This window comes from Pseudomonas sp. (assembly GCF_050739655.1).
Classification (GTDB): Bacteria; Pseudomonadota; Gammaproteobacteria; order Pseudomonadales; family Pseudomonadaceae; genus Aquipseudomonas.
In genome coordinates this window covers 1-15,606 of record NZ_JBOIBY010000083.1, presented here as the reverse complement: position 1 = coordinate 15,606, position 15,606 = coordinate 1, and the positions used below count along the sequence as shown (strand labels likewise).

The window sequence follows — 15,606 nt, the reverse complement described above, 5'->3', positions numbered from 1 at the left end:
GTAAACTGTAGGAGCAGCCGGTCGACGCTCGATTTCTCGCGTAAATCGTTAACGTTAACGCGGAACTTCTGAATGAACGCGGCGTCCTGAAGTTTTTCGCGAGCAAGCTCGCTCCTACAAATGCCTTAACTGACTGGCATTAGGGCTAGCCTCGCTCCTACAGGTGAAAAAAGCCCCGGTGCGATTTGAGTCGCAGCGGGGTTTTTTGTGGGTGCGTCATTAGAAGTAGTACGGAAATTTCAGGCTGAAGGAAAAGTCGGGTGCGTCTTCGGTCAGGCCGATGGCCAGGTTGGGCACGATCGTCAGGTTGTCGGAGGCTGCCAGGGTCATGCCGATGTTGAAGTTGGCAGAGTTGTAGTCGCTATTGGTAATTGATTGCCAATCACCACCATCAGGCTTGATCTTGCTCTTGCTGGCGAATTGATCGGTGAACGAGAACGACATACTCATCTTCTCGTTCAAGGCAAACGCAATACCGGCACCGACCTGCCAGGAGTCGCCCAGTTTCACGTCCCCCTTCACCTTGGAGCCAACCTGAGGACTGATGTCGCTGAAGGAGTCCTCGATGTTGTAGGTGTAGGCCAGGGAGCCGAACAGAACGGCCGGGTCGAAGGTCTTGACCAGCGAGATCCCAGGCGTTACCGACCAGACCCCGTTACCGGTAGGCAACTCCTCGGGTACAGCAAGGTTATCGTTGCTCGGGTCTTCTATCAGCTTGATGCCGTAAGGGTCCTTGCCGGTCGGAGCCTTGACTCGCAATGTGAAGACCGCATCGGGCAGGTCGACCGATTCATCCAGAAACTTGTAGGCAACGCCAACGTTCACATCGCCAATGGTCGGGTCGCGGGTGACGGTTGCGTCTGACGTCACCGGGCCTGCGCCACCAGCGCCACCCGAGGAATACGTCGATTCGCGATAAACCACGGGTACGTTAATGTCGAACTGCCAGCGTTGTGCCATGTTGTAGCGGGCCGTCAGATCCAGGGTCCAGTTATCCGCCTTGATGCGGTCAAGGTTGATATTGCCGAGGAAAATCGAATCCAGTGCCAGGAAGCCGTTGAGCGTCAATGCACGGGTATCGAAGTGGGTGTAGGTCAGGCCGGTCTCGACGCTGAACTTGCCGCCACCAAAGAAGCCGCTGGCTTCGTCATACAGATTGGAAACGCTTTGCGCAGGTTCCGAATCATCCTTGAGTGATTCACCGTATGAGCTGCCTGTGGTTCCCGGCGCACCGGCGGCCACGGTCTGGCCACTCCTGGTCGTTTCAGCAGGGGATTTGGTCAGGCGTTTTGGGGCTGGTGTGGCCGGGGTTTCTTCGACCTGGCGAACGCGTTGCTCAAGTACCATCAACGCGTTCTGTTGTGCTTCGTAACGTTGTTTGAGCTCCATGAGTTCTTGTTTTAATGCTTCGACCTGGGGATCCGGTGCTGCGTACAGCATTGAAGCCGGTGCCAGGCTACTTATACAAACGATAGCTCTGAACGTTAAAGATCGGTGCATAGGTTGGCCGTCCCTTCTGACTGCATTCGATGAGACTGAGCGTAGATCAGAATCCGCTGGTGCGAAGACCTTTGAGCTGATCCAGGTTGCCGTTGAGTGCGGCGGTTGTCGGCACGTTGTCACGCATCACGACATTGAGGGATGTGATGTTTCTGACCACGTTGCCACTGCCCAGCAGCGTCGTGTTCTGCATCAGCCCGCCCTGGGCCAGGCGTTGCGTGGTACTGCCCTGATTGTTGTTGGCCACGATGTTGAGTTGCACACCGGTACCGGTTGAGGAAACGCTCAGCGAACCCGCTTCATTGGAGCCGGTCAGCGTCGAGCCTGGGGTCAATGGCTGGCCCTGGGGTTGTTGAGCCACCGGTGCCTGGTCAGCCTTTGCGACGTTGATATCAACGTTGTTGTATGCACTGTTATTGTCGCCGGCAGCGCGCACGACCTGGGTGGCGCCTGCGGTGGTGTTCAGGCCATTGCCGCCCGTCACGCTGCCCGTGCCTTGGGAAGGCGTAGAACCATCGCCTTTTTCGTTGATCATCGACACATAGAACTGTGGCTTGATGGTCGATTGTTGAACTTGCATCGAGGATCTTGCCCCGATCAACGAGCCGTCGTTAGCTTTCCAGGTGCTGGTCATGACAACACCGAAGCTGATAATGCGTCCCGGCATGACATAGCGGCCACGCAGGTTTGCGAGTTCCTGATCCTTGAGCTCGATGGGTTTGAAGATCTCTGCCTGGGTCGGCAGGCTAGTGGCCAGGCACAGCACGGCTAGCCAGATTGAAGTTTTCATTGGAGTCTCCCGGAGCATCATGCCCCTTTATTATTAGAAGAAGTCGCTGCGGATAAATCCGAAGTCCAATAACTCTGCGTCCTGCACCGGGTTGAAGTTGTTGATTCGGTTCTTGGCGGTCAGTGGCATGGGTGGGTCGAGCAACGCATTGCCCTTGTCGTAGCCCTTGCCTATGACGGCGAAGATGATGCCGTTCCAACCTTTGACGAAATCGTCGATTTTGTAACGTTTATGACCGAGTACCGGATCTCCGATATACACCCAGCCGTTGTGAACTTTTTGCATGACCACAAAGTGTTTGTAGCCGCGGATATCCATGAGCACCACAACCGGAATTTTGATGTCGTTCAATGTTTCCGGTGCAACCCGATAACCACGGGCCCGCATGCCGAGACTTTCCACGTAACGCTTCATGTCGAGCATCGAGAAACCCTGGGTGCGGACCAGATCCTGGTCGGCGTGTGCCAGCATCCCTTCGATCATTTGGTCTTCTGTGACGTCCAGCCAGTAGGCTTGGCGCAAGATCGTCGCCAGCGCAGCCGCGCCGCAACTGAAATCGGTTTTCTGTTGCACCAGGTCGGCAAATTTACGCTCGCGTATGCTCTGGATCGGCTTGTACACCACCGCGCCGCCCGGCAGGACGGAAAGCGGCATTTGTGCAGCCTCGATCACACTGGCCACGCAAAGCAAAAGTGCCAAGGCAATGATTCGCATAGGGGGATGCCCTCTGGTTGCGTTGAAAAAGGCCCCCGTGAGGGGGCCTCCAGAGCTAGCAGTTAGAACGATTGGTTGGAGATAGCCAGCGAGTTGCTTTGTTGGTTGCCCACACCAGCAGCTACGTTGACACCCAGGTTGCCGCTGCCGCCATTCACCGAACCGCTCAGGGTTGCAGTGTTGGTGACAGGGTTGGCCCAGCCGGTTGGAGTCAGCACTTGGAACGAAACACTGGTGCTCAACTCGTAAGCGCTGCTTTCGCTGTAGCTTTTCGCTTTGGCGTATTCAGACTCGGACGACTGGCTACCCGACTTGTCATACGAAGAAGCGCTCGATTTCTCGAAAGACGCATCGAATGCTTTTTCGAACGAAGAATCGCGCGACTTATCGTAAGACGAGCTGTGAGACTTGTCATACGAGGAAGCGTTAGACCGGTCGAAGGAAGACTCGTGAGATCTGTCGAACGAGGAATCACGAGATTTGTCATACGATTTGTCGATCGAAGCGTTCAGGTTTGCATCAACCGACGCGTTGAACGACTTCTCGGAACTGTGGCTACGGGTGCGATCGCCCCAACCATTATTGACAGTCGAGGAGCTGGCAGACGCGGCAGCAGCATCCACGGAAGCGTCCAGGTGTGCGTTCAAGGACGCACTCGAAGAGCCGCTTGCAGTCATGCTGTTGGAACCGCTTGAAGCGCTGCTGTTGGAGCCGCTTGCAGTGCTGTTGTGGGAACCACTGGAAGCACTGTTGTTGGAACCGCTAGCACTGCTGCTGTTGGAACCGCTCGCATTGACGCTCAAAGAACCGCTTGAAGAGCTGTTGTCGGAACCGGCCGCAGCCCAGCTCGAAGAAGCGCTTTGACTGCCACTGGCTTCGAACGACTTGTCGCGAGAGAAGCTACCGCTTTTGGTGGTGGTTAATGTGATTGTATCCAGGCTGTAAGTCCGATCAGCGCTGTTGTTCACTTTCAGGCCAGGGTTGTTTTGATCGGCAGAGGCGGTGGCGGTTGCGTTACCGAGTGGCGAGTTGGCGTTAGCAATCGCCATGGTGTTTTTCTGCTGGTTCAGGTCGCCGCCGGCAATGTTGATGCCCATGTTGCCGCTGCCACCATTACCCGAAGCGCCCATCACTGCGGAGCTGTTGGTGGAGAAGTTATCGACCCGGTTGTTGTTGCTGTATTGCGTGACTTTAGAGGTTGCAGTGGCAGTGCCAAACACGAAGCTGTTATCCAGACTTGAGTCCGAAGCAGCGTTTGCGATGGCGGCGGCGTTGTCTTGTTGGTTGCCGTTGCCCGCAGCCACGTTCACGCCGACGTTACCGCTGGCGCCTGTAGCCGAGTTGTTCATCTCTGCTGAGTTTTGAGTCCCTTCGTTCCAGATGCGGTTGCCGGTACTGCTTTGCTTGTCGGTCGCATTGGCAGTAGCGTAGACAGGGATTTTCGTTGGAGGAGGGGTGTGGTGATTACCGTTATGGTGGCCACCATTGTTATGGTGGCCATGGTTATCATTTTGCCCAGCTTGTACAGCAACAGCCATGACCGCAGCAATTGCGAAAACCAGAGGCTTGAGTGCCATCGAAGGTTTCATGGTGTTTCTCCGTGTATTATTTTAGGTTAAGTGTCGTTTCTACCTATTTGGGTCAATCCACGACCCGTACGCTGAAGGTGTTGGCCATTCGGTTTCCCACCCCGGCGCTCTGGTTCAACTGAATTACCCCACGGCTACCGGTGAATGCCTGGTCACTGGTAGTGACCTGGCGATAGCCAGTTGTAGAGTCAGTTGGACCGGAGTTGTTGAGCAGCGCCACGTTCTGTTGCATGAGGACGCTGTCGTCGATACTTTGCGGCTGGGCACTGGTGCTGATGCGCAGTGCGTTGGCTTGCTGATTGCTGGCACCCGCACTCTGGTTGACACCCAGTGCGCCGTTGCCGTTACTGAAGGAGTTGCCCTGGATACTGGACCGCGCATCCATCGCCGGGTCGACAATGGTGTGCAGTCGCTGGCGAATCTGTGTGGTCGCACTGGCTTGATTGCCGGTGGCGAAAGCCCGGGCGTTGGCCTGTTGCTGCAGATCGCCGGCGGCCTGGTTGACCGCCATGTTGCCGTTATATTGGGCGCCGGAATTGTCGATTTCGGCGTTATTGATGACGGGGGATTGAGCAAAGACCGGTGCACTGCAAAACATGGCGCAAATCAGCAGCGTACGATTCATCTTAACGGTCTCCCGTTATGATTTTCAGGGCGCCCATGCCTTGCTGGACGCTTGAATTAACCATGTTGGCAATGCCGCTCCCTGAGTTGCCTGAGCGACTTGCGGACTGGTTGGAGAGTTGGTTCTGGGTGCTGATATTGCCGCCCAGGTTGGTGTTCTGGTTGAGGTTGACCAAACGAGAGATACCAGCGCCACTGGCGACGTTGGCAAAGTCACCGTCACTCAATTCGTTCGTTTGAGCGAGAACTTGTTTGGACGGGTTGGCGTTGACGGTCGTAGGGTTGGGGTCTGGAACCACTGGCGGCACCGTTGCGTTACGCACCTGGACATCACGCTTGATGGTAATGAGACCGTTTTCAGCCTGTGCGGGCAGGCAGGCAATCGAGCCCAGTGCGCATCCGATCAACAGCAACCTATAGATGTTCTTATCAAGTTTCCCCACGGCAGCAATTCCTTCTGTAAATGGAACGCTGGCCCTTATCAGCGTCACGGGGTAGTGAGCAGAAGGTGTGCCGGGTTTTGTTTTTCTATAGAAAACAGTCGCTTGGCTTCAGATGTTGAAGTGAGCAAAAGGAATTTGTATCACCGCTGAGACAGAACCCCGCAAAAACGCGGTCCAGACGGGCGGCGTTGCTCATCGAGGGCGCCGAAGTCGGTTTGTATCAGTGGCGTAACACTTTCGGGTGGAAATGGGCGGACGGCTCTAGTTCGCGGGTTTGCGCTGGGGCAAGTGTTTCAGAAATGGACACTGTGACGGGGTGAGCAGCCCCGTCAGCGGTTGAGCAAGCGACTAACAGCTTCAAATGCGGCGTCCTTTCGCTGCTGCCAGTCACCTTGCAGTATCTGGTAAGGCTGGCGGTGCAGATCTAGCCATTGCTGACTGGCCTGGAAGAAAACCTGTCTATCTACCAATTGTGGTTGGCAACGCTGTCCGTCGTCATGCCAGGCCACGGTTTCAGGGCGCAGCAGCAAATGCAGGTCATAGTGCCGTGCCAGCAGTGCCTGCTCGATCCATGTCGGGCAGGCGCCAAACAAGGTGCAACTCCAAAGGATATTACTCAGCAAATGCGTATCCAGAATCAGCAGCGACGGCTGTTTGGCCCTTGCTTCGTTCTCCCAAGTCAACTGGCCATTTGCTATGGCTGTGATGTCGTCGTAGCAGGGTAGACGCGCTTCACGCTCGATGAAGTGTCGAACATACTCGCCGACCAAAATGCCGCCGAAATTGGCGTGAATCTCGTTCGAAAGCCAACTTTTGCCGCTGGATTCCGGTCCTGCCAATACCAGCACTTTCATGCACGCACCACCGGGGTCGCGCGCCATTCACGCCAGCCTTGCACGGCCAACAGCAAAAACACGCCGTACAGGGCGGCGGTCAGGTACAGGTCTTTGTAGACAAACAGCCCGACAAATATCACGTCCACCACGATCCACAGCGGCCAACACTGCACGCGCTTTTGCGCCATCCAAAATTGCGCTACCAGGCTGAAGCCAGTGAGGGCGGCATCGAGCCAGGGCTGCGCGGCATCGGTCCAGTGGGCCATGGCTGCGCCCAGCAACAGGCTGCCAATCGCGCCGAGGGCCAGTCCCGACGCCACCGCGTGTGCGTCCAGTCGGCTGACCTCGCGTCCATGATGCACCGGGCCTGAGCGGGTCCACTGCCACCACCCGTAAACCTGCAATGCGGCGTAGATCACTTGCAGCAACATGTCCGAATACAGCTTCACCTCGTAAAAGATCCAGCTATATATAAGCACCATGACCAGACCGATCGGCCAGCACCAAGGGTTCTGTTTGACCGTCAACCAGACGGCAATCACACCGAGGGTGGCGGCAAACAGTTCAAGCCCGGACATTAAGTAACCTTGGAGGAAGTCGAAGAGGGGGCGGATTGTAACCGCAGACAGCGGTGTTTGGTTTGAAGATCAAAAGATCGCAGCCTGCGGCAGCTCAGGTTTACACATAACCCTGGAGCTGCCGCAGTCTGCGATCTTTTGAGTAGTCAGACCCTGAACTGTTTGAGCAATCCGCTCAACTGTTCACTCAAACCTTTTAGCCGCACGCTTGCCGCACTGGACTGTTCCGCTGCCAGAGCGGTGTTGTGGGATAACCCAGCGGCCTGGGTGACATTCTGATTGATGTCTTCGACCACATGCGCCTGCTGCAGGGTCGCGCTGGCAATCGAAGCGTTCAGCCCATTGAGATTGCGTAACGCCTCGCCGATGGCATTCAGGCTGGCACCGGCCAGGCCCGCCTGCTCGATGGTGAGCTGCGAGGCGCGGCTGCTGTCGCCGATGACCTTGACCGCTGCTTCTGAATGAGTTTGCAGGCGCTCGATCATTGACTGGATCTCTGCCGTGGATTTCTGGGTACGTTGGGCCAGCAGACGCACCTCGTCGGCCACCACGGCAAACCCGCGACCTTGCTCGCCGGCCCGGGCAGCCTCGATGGCTGCGTTGAGGGCCAGCAGGTTGGTTTGATCGGCGATGGAACGGATCACTTCCAGGACGCTGCCAATCTGTGTGCTTTCGGCGGCCAGGGTGCGAATGACTTCAACGGCCTGATCGATCGTAGAGGACAGCGTATCGATTTGCTGCAGGCTGCCGTCGATGTTGATCTGGCCTTGTTGAGCCTGGGCTTGCGCATCGCGCATCTCACTGGCGGCATGCTCGGCATTTTTTGCCACGTCCTGCACGCCATAGGTCACTTCGTTGATCGCCGTGGCCACCAGTTCCATTTGCTGCGACTGCTGCTGACTGCGCTGCTGGGCCTGATTGGCATCGTTGCCCAATTCGCTGGACGATTGGCCCAAGGCACTGGCAGACACCTGCAACTCACCGATCACCTCTCGCAGCTTGGAGGTAAAGGCATTGAAATGCCGCGCCAGTTGCGTGACCTCATCCTGGCCGTGGGTATCGAGGCTGCGGGTCAGATCGCTTTCACCGCTGGCGATATTGGCCATCGCATTCACGGTTTCCTGAAGCGGGCGCACGATGCTGCGGGCAATCAGGATCACCAACGCAACCATGATCAGCGCAATGGCCAGGCCAATGAGCGATGCCTCCCAAACCTGCCCATAAAATTCGGTTTGCATGTCATCGATGTACACGCCCGAGCCAAGCACCCAGCCCCAAGGCTCGAACAGTTTGACGTAAGAGGTTTTCTCGACCGGCGCACTGGCCCCGGGCTTGGGCCAGCGATAGTTGATGATCCCGGCGCCTTTGCTCCTGGCAACAGCGACCATTTCGTTGAACACCGCAAAGCCGTCCGGGTCACGGATCGCCGAGAGGTTTTGGCCGTCAAGTTTCGGGTTGGCCGGGTGCATGACCATCACCGGCGTCAGATCGTTGATCCAGAAGTAGTCGTTCTGGTCATAGCGCAAGCCGCGAACGGCGGTCAGCGCCTGTTGCTGGGCGGCCTCGCGCGTCAGGGTGCCTGCGGTTTCCAGGCCATGGTAGTAGCTGAGAACGCCGCTGGCGGTCTGCACCACATGCTGGGTTTTTTGAGCTTTGGCGTCGTAAAGGTCATCGTGAATCTGCTTGAGCATCATCACGCCCAAGGCCAACAGCATCATGACGGCCACGATCAAGATGAGCCACAACCGTCGGCTGATCGACATATTGCGCAAGCTGTTCATAACGCGGTGCTCCGGTTTCTTGTTTTTGTATTGGGTGTGAGCAGTGTCTTTCCAGGCCCGATAACGCGGCAGCGCTTTTCAGACTTGTCTGTTAGGATTTCGGCCCGGCGCGCAAAAACCTGAATTCAAATTGATTTTTCACGGAATTTTCAGGGTTCAGGGGGGACTTTGTGCGCGGGGATTCAACTACGCTGGTCGCAGTGAACGCTTTGGAAAATATTAACGGGGCATGCGCAGACGCATAGCCCTTTGGGGGATTGATGGATCTTTGGACTGCCTTTCAGGCTTTGATTCTTGGCGTGGTAGAAGGGCTGACTGAGTTCTTGCCCATTTCCAGTACCGGGCACCAGATTATTATCGCGGACTTGCTCAACTTTGGCGGTGAACGCGCCATGGCGTTCAACATCATCATCCAACTCGGGGCGATCCTGGCGGTGGTGTGGGAATTTCGGCGCAAGATCTTCGACGTAGTCGTTGGCTTGCCAACCCAGCCGAGTGCGCGACGCTTCACAGCGAATCTGCTGATTGCCTTCCTGCCGGCCGTGGTTTTGGGCGTGGTATTCGCTGACCTGATCCACCACTACCTGTTCAACCCGATCACTGTGGCGACCGCCCTGGTCGTGGGCGGGGTCATCATGTTGTGGGCCGAAAAGCGTCAGCATGAAGTGCATGCCGAGACGGTCGACGAGATCACCTGGAAAGATGCGCTGAAGGTGGGCTTCGCTCAGTGCCTGGCAATGATTCCGGGCACTTCGCGCTCCGGCTCGACGATCATCGGTGGGTTGTTGTTTGGCCTGTCGCGTAAGACCGCCACCGAGTTCTCGTTCTTCCTGGCCATGCCGACCATGGTGGGCGCGGCGGTGTACTCGGGCTACAAGTACCACAAGCTGTTCGTTCCGGCGGACTTCCCGGTGTTTGCGATTGGTTTCGTCACCGCATTCATTTTCGCGATGATCGCCGTCCGGGGTTTGCTCAAGTTCATCGCCAGTCACAGCTATGCCGCATTCGCCTGGTACCGCATTGTGTTCGGCCTGCTCATCCTGGCCACTTGGCAATTCGGCTGGGTCGACTGGACCGCAGCCCAACCATGAATGACTCCAGCGCGCGCAATAATCCGGGGCGACAATCCGGGGGAGGAGTCCGCCATCTTCGTCTGAAGGTGTTGGTATTCGCGACCCTGTGCGCGCTACCGCTGTTCGGTTCGATATCGTTATGGCTGCACGGGGTTTCGCTGATACCCCTGGCAGCCTACGGCATCGTCAGTGTGCTGACGTTTTTGTTGTACTGGAGCGACAAGCGCAAGGCCCGTGCCGACCACTGGCGTACACCGGAAAACGTGCTGCATGCAATGGAACTTGCCGGTGGCTGGCCGGGTGCCTTGCTCGCCCAGCAGGTGTTCCGGCACAAGACGCGCAAAGTTTCTTTCCAGCTGCTGTTCTGGGTCATCGTGCTGCTGCACCAAGTGTTCTGGATCGATCATTTCTTTTTCGGCGCCCATCTGTTCGCACTGTTCTGATAAAGAACGCGCTACAGCAGCAACCCAACCTGAGTACGCTTGGGCAACTTGCTGACCACCAGTTGGTGAGAACGTCGCAGCAGATCTTGCAATTCCCCGGCGCCCAGCGGATAGGGCGTTGTCATGATGATCCATTGGGCACGTGCCAGATAAGGCGCCGGGTGAATGCCAGGACGGTCGCAATGGCCGAGAAACAAATCCTTGTCGACCTTGAACGCCAGAGAGGCGCCACGCAGGTTCTGCAAGGCAAACATTTTGTTCCCGGCAATCGAAAACACCCGCACACCGCCCCACTTGTAGTCTTCCCGCGCACCGGGCAGCGCAAGACAGAATGCCGCGACGTCCTCTTCGCTCATGCGTCCAGCCTTCATATCAAACGGTCTCCACAGGCATTGAAGGTTTCGATCAAGTGGTCGAGCCAGGCCCGTACGGCCGGCATCACACCGCGTCGATGAGGGTAGACCGCTTGCAGCCAGCCACCGGGCAATGACCACTCAGGCAGCAACTGCACCAGCGAGCCGTCTGCCAATTCCTGTTCGCAGTACATCATCGGCAATGTGGTAAAGCCCTGGCCGGCGAGGGCGCAGGTTTTGCGTACGATGAAATCGTCAATGCCCAGCCGCGCTTCAAGCGCTAGCTCGTGGCTTTTGCCATGGAGATCAAGCAAGCGAATATGCACCATGCGATCAGGCTCGAGCGCGCCCAGCACTGGCAGGTTTTTAAGGTCATTAGGGTGATTGATGTCTCGACCCTTGAGGAATTCGGGGCTGGCGACCATGAGTACCTGTGCCTGACGCAATCGGCGGGTCACCAGTAACGGATCCTCGTCGCCTGTCTCCCGGACGCGCAGTGCGACGTCGACGCCCTCGGTCACCAGATCGACGCGGCGATTGACCAGCATCACTTCCAGTTGCACTTGGGGGTATTTCTCCAGGAAGTTGCTGATCACCCCCGGCAACATCTCATGAGCCAGGCCCACCGGCGAGGACACGCGCAATCGACCACGGGGTTCGCTCGACATGCTGGCGACCGCTTCATCGGCCATTTCCGCTTCCAGCAGCATGGCTTGGCAGTGCCGCAGGTAGCGTTCACCCACGGCCGTCAGCTTGAGTTGGCGAGTGGTGCGCTGCAGCAGGCGCGCGCCAAGGCGTTCTTCCAGTTCGGCGATGCGTCGTGACAGTCGCGACTTGGGAATCCCCAACAAGCGCCCGGCAGCTGCGAAGCCGCCAGCCTCCACGACTTTGGCAAAGTAGTACAGATCATTGAGGTCTTGCATGGGGGGACTCGGTTGTTCTATCAGTGGGACAAACTATCGCATTGTTGCACGCTAATCATCTATTGGTTTCGTCTGTAGGATTCTCTCCATCAGATCGCCCTTGCGGTGATCCTCACCTGGAGATCCCACATGAAACTGCTGCACATCGATTCGAGCATTCTTGGTGACAACTCGGCTTCCCGTCAGCTGAGCAGCGAAGTTGTCAAAGCCTGGCAAACTGCCGAGCCAACCGCTGTCGTGACCTACCGTGACCTGGCCGCTGATGCAATCAGCCACTTTTCCGCCACGACCCTGGTCGCCGCTGGTACCACTGCTGAACTGCGCAACGCCGCTCAACAGCACGAAGCCGAGCTGAGTGCCCAGACCCTTGCCGAATTCCTCGCCGCGGATGCTGTGGTGATTGCAGCGCCGATGTACAACTTCACCATCCCGACCCAACTGAAAGCCTGGATCGACCGCATTGCCGTTGCCGGTCAGACCTTCCGCTACACCGAAGCCGGCCCTGAAGGTCTGTGCGGTGGCAAGAAAGTCGTGGTCGTATCGACCGCTGGAGGTCTGCATGTGGGCCAGGGAACTGGTGTTGGCCACGAAGACTACTTGAAAGTACTGTTCGGTTTCATTGGCATCACCGACATCGAATTCGTCCGCGCCCATGGCCTGGCCTACGGTGACGAAGTGCGCAGCAAAGCCATGAGCGATGCGCAAACCCAGATCAGCGAGCAGCTGTTCGCCGCCGCGTAAGGCTTGCGTAAAAGCTTCAAGCCGTTCAGGTAAAGCCCTAAAAAACTCTGTATTCTGATCACGCAAGTGCCAGATACGGAGTTTTTTGTTTCTGGTCGTTACAGATTGTGGCCCGGGTTATGCAGTCGAAGGTGAACGTCTCTGGTCCGGTAACAAGGTGGGGCATCCCATGATGCGTCTTTGTGCAACCCTATTGATGTGCCTGTTCAGCAGCCTGAATACGGTGCACGCCGCCCCCGCGCCGCACCCGCACTGGAGCGTCGGCTTCCATGAGATGAGCTTTCTCGACCCGCTCGATCTGCAACCGATGCGTGCCATCGCTTTCTATCCTTCCAGCGAAAAAGAGCACTCAAGTCAGCTTGAGGGTTATACGGTCGAGGCTGGCGAAGACACAAAAGTCGCCATGGGCCGTTTCCCGATGCTGATGCTGTCACACGGCAACACCGGAACCCCGATGGCCCTGCATGATCTGGCCACGTCATTGGCGCGCAAGGGATTTGTTGTCGTCGCAGTGATTCATCCCGGTGATAACTCCAAAGACCACAGTCGCCTCGGTACCCTGAGCAATCTTTACGGGCGGCCGATCCAGATTTCCGAGGCCATTACCGCCACCTTGGGCGACCGCATGCTGGCGCCGTTCGTCAATGCCGATCAGGTGGGCGTGATTGGCTATTCGGCGGGCGGGGAGACGGCGCTGATTCTGTCCGGCGCAACACCGGACCTGGATCGCCTGCGCCGATACTGCCAGGAACGCCCGGATGACCGTGACGCCTGCAATACCCAGGGCGAACTGATCGTTGACCGCGATGACTTGCAACCGGTGGCTGACCCGCGCGTTCATGCCTTGCTGTTGATGGCGCCGTTGAGCCTGAAGTTTGGGCGGCACACGTTGGCGGATGTGCATGTGCCGGTGCTGTTGTACAGCGGTGACGGCGACAAACTGGTCGCTTTCGACAAAAATGCCGCGGCTCTGGCGCGCAAGCTGCCTGTCGCGCCGGACTTCAAATTGTTGGCCGGGGCAGGGCACTTTGTGTTTATGGCGCCGTGTAATGACGAACAGATCGTGATCATGCCGGCGCTTTGTACTGATGCTGATGGTGTCGATCGTGTGGACATTCACCGCAATCTGATTTCCGAGGCGGGGCGGTTCTTCTCGCGGGTGTTGGGGAAATCGAGTCGGGCGGGGATGCAGACGGCTGATCAATAGCTTTTGAGATGGCGGTTTTTTTGATTGTGTGAATATCCGTTGCTGCGGTAACGGCCGCTTATGGTTTCGCTTTTACAGCGAGTCCCTTTTGGCAAACGCCCCAAAAGGAACCAAAAGGTCTCGCCCCTTTCGTACGGCCCCTCGCCAAGGCTCGGGGTTCCTTCGCTCCGGCATTCATCCGGGGGCATCGCCTCCGGTTTGCTGCGCTGCACCTCCTCTCGATGTGTGCGGCTGCGCCGCCCGGCGCTGCGCGCCTACCCCCCGGATGAACGCCTCCACTCAGCCTTCCGAGGGGGCGGGTGGATCAAGATCAAAAGCTGCAGGCGAGCTAACGCTCGGCCTGTTGAGTGGTGGGGGTGTACGCAGAACAACTGTAGGAGCCGGCTTGTTGGCGATGGCGGCTTCGAATTCGCCATCGCCAGCAAGCCGGCTCCTACGGATTTGTGTCGTACCCACGATCTATTTGCACATGCAAAACCTGTGGGGGCTGGCTTGTCGGGCCGCCGCATCGCAGTGATGGTGCCCTGACAGCCGACCTGATTTTGCGGGTGTATCCCATTCAACTGTGGGAGCTAGCCTGCTAGCGATGACTGACTGCTATTCGACATAGATGCTGGGTCTAATGGCGTCTTCGCGAGCAAGCGTGTCCCCACAGGCTTGGTGTGAAGTCTCAGGTCATCGAACGACGCTTGAGCAACAGCGTCAGCCCCAGCCCCGTTATCGACAACAACGCCGCACAAAAGAAAATCCACGAATACCCCAGGTTCAGCGCTATGGCACCCATCAACGGGCCGGCAATCGCCAGCGCCAGATCGAAAAACACCGCATAAGCGCTCAAACCGGCGCCACGACTGGAGTTGGGTACTTGCTTGATTGCCTCGACGCCCAGCGCCGGATACACCAGCGACAGACCAAACCCCGTCAGGCCGGCGCCTATCAGGGCGTAGCCGGTTGACGGTGTCAGCCAGAGCAGCGCAAGCCCGATGGTTTCAATGGTCATGCAGGCAATGGCCGAGGCGAACCCGCCAAATCGGCTGATGCTTGAAATGAACAACAGCCGCGCCAGGATAAAGCACACCCCGAACACCGTCAGGCAATAAGCCGCGCCGGTCCAGCCACGACTGACGTAATACAACGTAATAAAGGTGGTCAGGGTGCCGTAGCCGATAGAAGCCAGGCTCAGGCTCGCTCCGAATGGCGCAATGCGTCCGAACACCGCCCAGAATGGCAGGCGCTCGCCGCGTACCACCGGCACCGACGGCTTGTTACGGATCAAAAGCAGCGCCGCCAGGGCCAGTACAGACAGGGCGATACCCAGGCTGGCAAAGCCCAGTCGCTCGACCATCACCACCCCCAGCGGTGCACCGATGGCAATCGCGCCGTAGGAGGCGATGCCGTTCCACGAAATCGACCGTGCCGTGTGTTCTGCGCCGACCTGGCCCATGCACCAGCTGATGGTGCCAACACCGATCAAGCCCTGGGCGATCCCCAACAACAAACGGCCGGCGATCAGGATCAACAGGCTTAATAAAGGAAAGCTTTGCAGCAGCGTCGACAGCAAGGTCAGGCCGCCACTCAAGACAATTCCCGACAAGCCGTAAACGATCGCGCGTTTGGTTCCGATGTTGTCGGACATGCGCCCGGCCATGGGCCGGCTGAGCAGGGTGGCCAGGTACTGTGAGCCGATGGTCAACCCCGCAATGACGGCACTGAAACCCAGCTGTTCGTGGACATATCCCGGCAACACCGCAATCGGCAGGCCGATGCAGAGGAAGGCAATAAAGGTATAGAAAACGATTGAGACGATCTGCAGGGTGATCGCCATGGAGCTTTGCGGTGGCTGTTGCTGCGCAGGCATGAGGGCTCGTTCGCGGGCGGCGGTGGGAGAGCTGCATGATGGCTTGGCGGCGGGATAAAAGAAAGCAGGCTAACGATTAAAAAGATCGCAGCCTGCGGCAGCTCCTACATTGAAATGCGATCCCCTGTAGGAGCTGCCGCAGGCTGCGATCTT

16 protein-coding genes and 1 pseudogene are annotated in these 15,606 nt (G+C 57.5%); 4 read left to right on the top strand and 13 right to left on the bottom strand.

Annotated features, from left to right (window positions below):
• Positions 1–219: 219 nt before the first annotated feature.
• The 10 genes and pseudogenes from ACRESJ_RS04695 to ACRESJ_RS04650 form a co-directional block, all read right to left on the bottom strand.
• Complete coding sequence (locus ACRESJ_RS04695; RefSeq protein WP_431756856.1) at positions 220–1,500, bottom strand: hypothetical protein; 1,281 nt, start codon at positions 1,498–1,500, stop codon at positions 220–222.
• Positions 1,501–1,546: 46 nt separating this feature from the next.
• Positions 1,547–2,290, bottom strand: coding sequence for a hypothetical protein (locus ACRESJ_RS04690; protein ID WP_431756855.1), 744 nt, complete (start codon positions 2,288–2,290; stop codon positions 1,547–1,549).
• Positions 2,291–2,323: 33 nt separating this feature from the next.
• Positions 2,324–3,004, bottom strand: coding sequence for a C39 family peptidase (locus ACRESJ_RS04685; protein WP_431756854.1), 681 nt, complete (start codon positions 3,002–3,004; stop codon positions 2,324–2,326).
• A 62-nt stretch (positions 3,005–3,066) separates the two neighbouring features.
• Positions 3,067–4,593: a heme utilization protein gene (locus tag ACRESJ_RS04680; RefSeq protein WP_431756853.1), complete on the bottom strand. Its 1,527-nt coding sequence runs from the start codon at positions 4,591–4,593 to the stop codon at positions 3,067–3,069.
• A 52-nt stretch (positions 4,594–4,645) separates the two neighbouring features.
• Positions 4,646–5,218, bottom strand: a complete 573-nt coding sequence (locus tag ACRESJ_RS04675; protein WP_431756852.1) for an adhesin — start codon at positions 5,216–5,218, stop codon at positions 4,646–4,648.
• A 1-nt stretch (position 5,219) separates the two neighbouring features.
• Positions 5,220–5,660: a hypothetical protein gene (locus ACRESJ_RS04670; RefSeq protein WP_431756851.1), complete on the bottom strand. Its 441-nt coding sequence runs from the start codon at positions 5,658–5,660 to the stop codon at positions 5,220–5,222.
• Between the two features lie 329 nt (positions 5,661–5,989).
• A complete protein-coding gene (locus ACRESJ_RS04665) occupies positions 5,990–6,514 on the bottom strand; it encodes an AAA family ATPase (protein ID WP_431756850.1) in 525 nt (174 codons plus the stop codon).
• A complete protein-coding gene (gene pnuC, locus ACRESJ_RS04660) occupies positions 6,511–7,074 on the bottom strand; it encodes a nicotinamide riboside transporter PnuC (RefSeq protein ID WP_431756849.1) in 564 nt (187 codons plus the stop codon). The genes ACRESJ_RS04665 and pnuC overlap by 4 nt, the downstream gene beginning before the upstream one ends.
• 146 nt (positions 7,075–7,220) lie before the next feature.
• The gene (locus tag ACRESJ_RS04655) at positions 7,221–7,955 is read right to left on the bottom strand and encodes a methyl-accepting chemotaxis protein (RefSeq protein WP_431756857.1); all 735 of its coding nucleotides are present in this window, start codon (positions 7,953–7,955) and stop codon (positions 7,221–7,223) included.
• Between the two features lie 120 nt (positions 7,956–8,075).
• Positions 8,076–8,765 (bottom strand): annotated as a pseudogene (locus tag ACRESJ_RS04650) (cache domain-containing protein); the annotation flags it as partial.
• A 350-nt stretch (positions 8,766–9,115) separates the two neighbouring features.
• Here ACRESJ_RS04650 and ACRESJ_RS04645 point away from each other — a divergent pair.
• Both ACRESJ_RS04645 and ACRESJ_RS04640 read left to right on the top strand, forming a co-directional pair.
• Positions 9,116–9,946: an undecaprenyl-diphosphate phosphatase gene (locus ACRESJ_RS04645; RefSeq protein WP_431756848.1), complete on the top strand. Its 831-nt coding sequence runs from the start codon at positions 9,116–9,118 to the stop codon at positions 9,944–9,946.
• Positions 9,943–10,371, top strand: coding sequence for a DUF1294 domain-containing protein (locus tag ACRESJ_RS04640; RefSeq protein ID WP_431756847.1), 429 nt, complete (start codon positions 9,943–9,945; stop codon positions 10,369–10,371). Before ACRESJ_RS04645 ends, ACRESJ_RS04640 begins: the two co-directional genes overlap by 4 nt.
• Before the next feature lie 11 nt (positions 10,372–10,382).
• Here the strand turns inward: ACRESJ_RS04640 and ACRESJ_RS04635 are convergent, their stop codons facing one another.
• Positions 10,383–10,742 (bottom strand): MmcQ/YjbR family DNA-binding protein, encoded by a 360-nt coding sequence (locus ACRESJ_RS04635; RefSeq protein ID WP_431756846.1) that lies wholly within the window; start codon positions 10,740–10,742, stop codon positions 10,383–10,385.
• Positions 10,739–11,647, bottom strand: coding sequence for a LysR substrate-binding domain-containing protein (locus ACRESJ_RS04630; protein ID WP_431756845.1), 909 nt, complete (start codon positions 11,645–11,647; stop codon positions 10,739–10,741). Before ACRESJ_RS04630 ends, ACRESJ_RS04635 begins: the two co-directional genes overlap by 4 nt.
• Before the next feature lie 129 nt (positions 11,648–11,776).
• Here ACRESJ_RS04630 and ACRESJ_RS04625 point away from each other — a divergent pair, with 129 nt between their 5' ends.
• Positions 11,777–12,388 carry an FMN-dependent NADH-azoreductase gene (locus ACRESJ_RS04625; protein ID WP_431756844.1) on the top strand — a complete coding sequence of 204 codons (612 nt, stop codon included), beginning with the start codon at positions 11,777–11,779 and terminating at the stop codon, positions 12,386–12,388.
• A gap of 169 nt (positions 12,389–12,557) precedes the next feature.
• A complete protein-coding gene (locus ACRESJ_RS04620; protein WP_431756843.1) occupies positions 12,558–13,595 on the top strand; it encodes an alpha/beta hydrolase family protein in 1,038 nt (345 codons plus the stop codon).
• Between the two features lie 670 nt (positions 13,596–14,265).
• Here the strand turns inward: ACRESJ_RS04620 and ACRESJ_RS04615 are convergent.
• On the bottom strand, positions 14,266–15,453 hold the full coding sequence (locus ACRESJ_RS04615) for an MFS transporter (protein ID WP_431756842.1): 1,188 nt from the start codon (positions 15,451–15,453) through the stop codon (positions 14,266–14,268).
• Between the last annotated feature and the right edge of the window lie 153 nt (positions 15,454–15,606).

Coding starts and splice junctions, on each gene's coding strand:
- ACRESJ_RS04690 (WP_431756855.1), bottom strand. CDS start 2,290: ATGAAAACTTCAATCTGGCTAGCCGTGCTGTGCCTGGCCACTAGCCTG.
- ACRESJ_RS04695 (WP_431756856.1), bottom strand. CDS start 1,500: ATGCACCGATCTTTAACGTTCAGAGCTATCGTTTGTATAAGTAGCCTG.
- ACRESJ_RS04680 (WP_431756853.1), bottom strand. CDS start 4,593: ATGAAACCTTCGATGGCACTCAAGCCTCTGGTTTTCGCAATTGCTGCG.
- ACRESJ_RS04685 (WP_431756854.1), bottom strand. CDS start 3,004: ATGCGAATCATTGCCTTGGCACTTTTGCTTTGCGTGGCCAGTGTGATC.
- pnuC (WP_431756849.1), bottom strand. CDS start 7,074: ATGTCCGGGCTTGAACTGTTTGCCGCCACCCTCGGTGTGATTGCCGTC.
- ACRESJ_RS04635 (WP_431756846.1), bottom strand. CDS start 10,742: ATGAAGGCTGGACGCATGAGCGAAGAGGACGTCGCGGCATTCTGTCTT.
- ACRESJ_RS04615 (WP_431756842.1), bottom strand. CDS start 15,453: ATGCCTGCGCAGCAACAGCCACCGCAAAGCTCCATGGCGATCACCCTG.
- ACRESJ_RS04665 (WP_431756850.1), bottom strand. CDS start 6,514: ATGAAAGTGCTGGTATTGGCAGGACCGGAATCCAGCGGCAAAAGTTGG.
- ACRESJ_RS04640 (WP_431756847.1), top strand. CDS start 9,943: ATGAATGACTCCAGCGCGCGCAATAATCCGGGGCGACAATCCGGGGGA.
- ACRESJ_RS04675 (WP_431756852.1), bottom strand. CDS start 5,218: ATGAATCGTACGCTGCTGATTTGCGCCATGTTTTGCAGTGCACCGGTC.
- ACRESJ_RS04655 (WP_431756857.1), bottom strand. CDS start 7,955: ATGGAACTGGTGGCCACGGCGATCAACGAAGTGACCTATGGCGTGCAG.
- ACRESJ_RS04630 (WP_431756845.1), bottom strand. CDS start 11,647: ATGCAAGACCTCAATGATCTGTACTACTTTGCCAAAGTCGTGGAGGCT.
- ACRESJ_RS04620 (WP_431756843.1), top strand. CDS start 12,558: ATGATGCGTCTTTGTGCAACCCTATTGATGTGCCTGTTCAGCAGCCTG.
- ACRESJ_RS04625 (WP_431756844.1), top strand. CDS start 11,777: ATGAAACTGCTGCACATCGATTCGAGCATTCTTGGTGACAACTCGGCT.
- ACRESJ_RS04645 (WP_431756848.1), top strand. CDS start 9,116: ATGGATCTTTGGACTGCCTTTCAGGCTTTGATTCTTGGCGTGGTAGAA.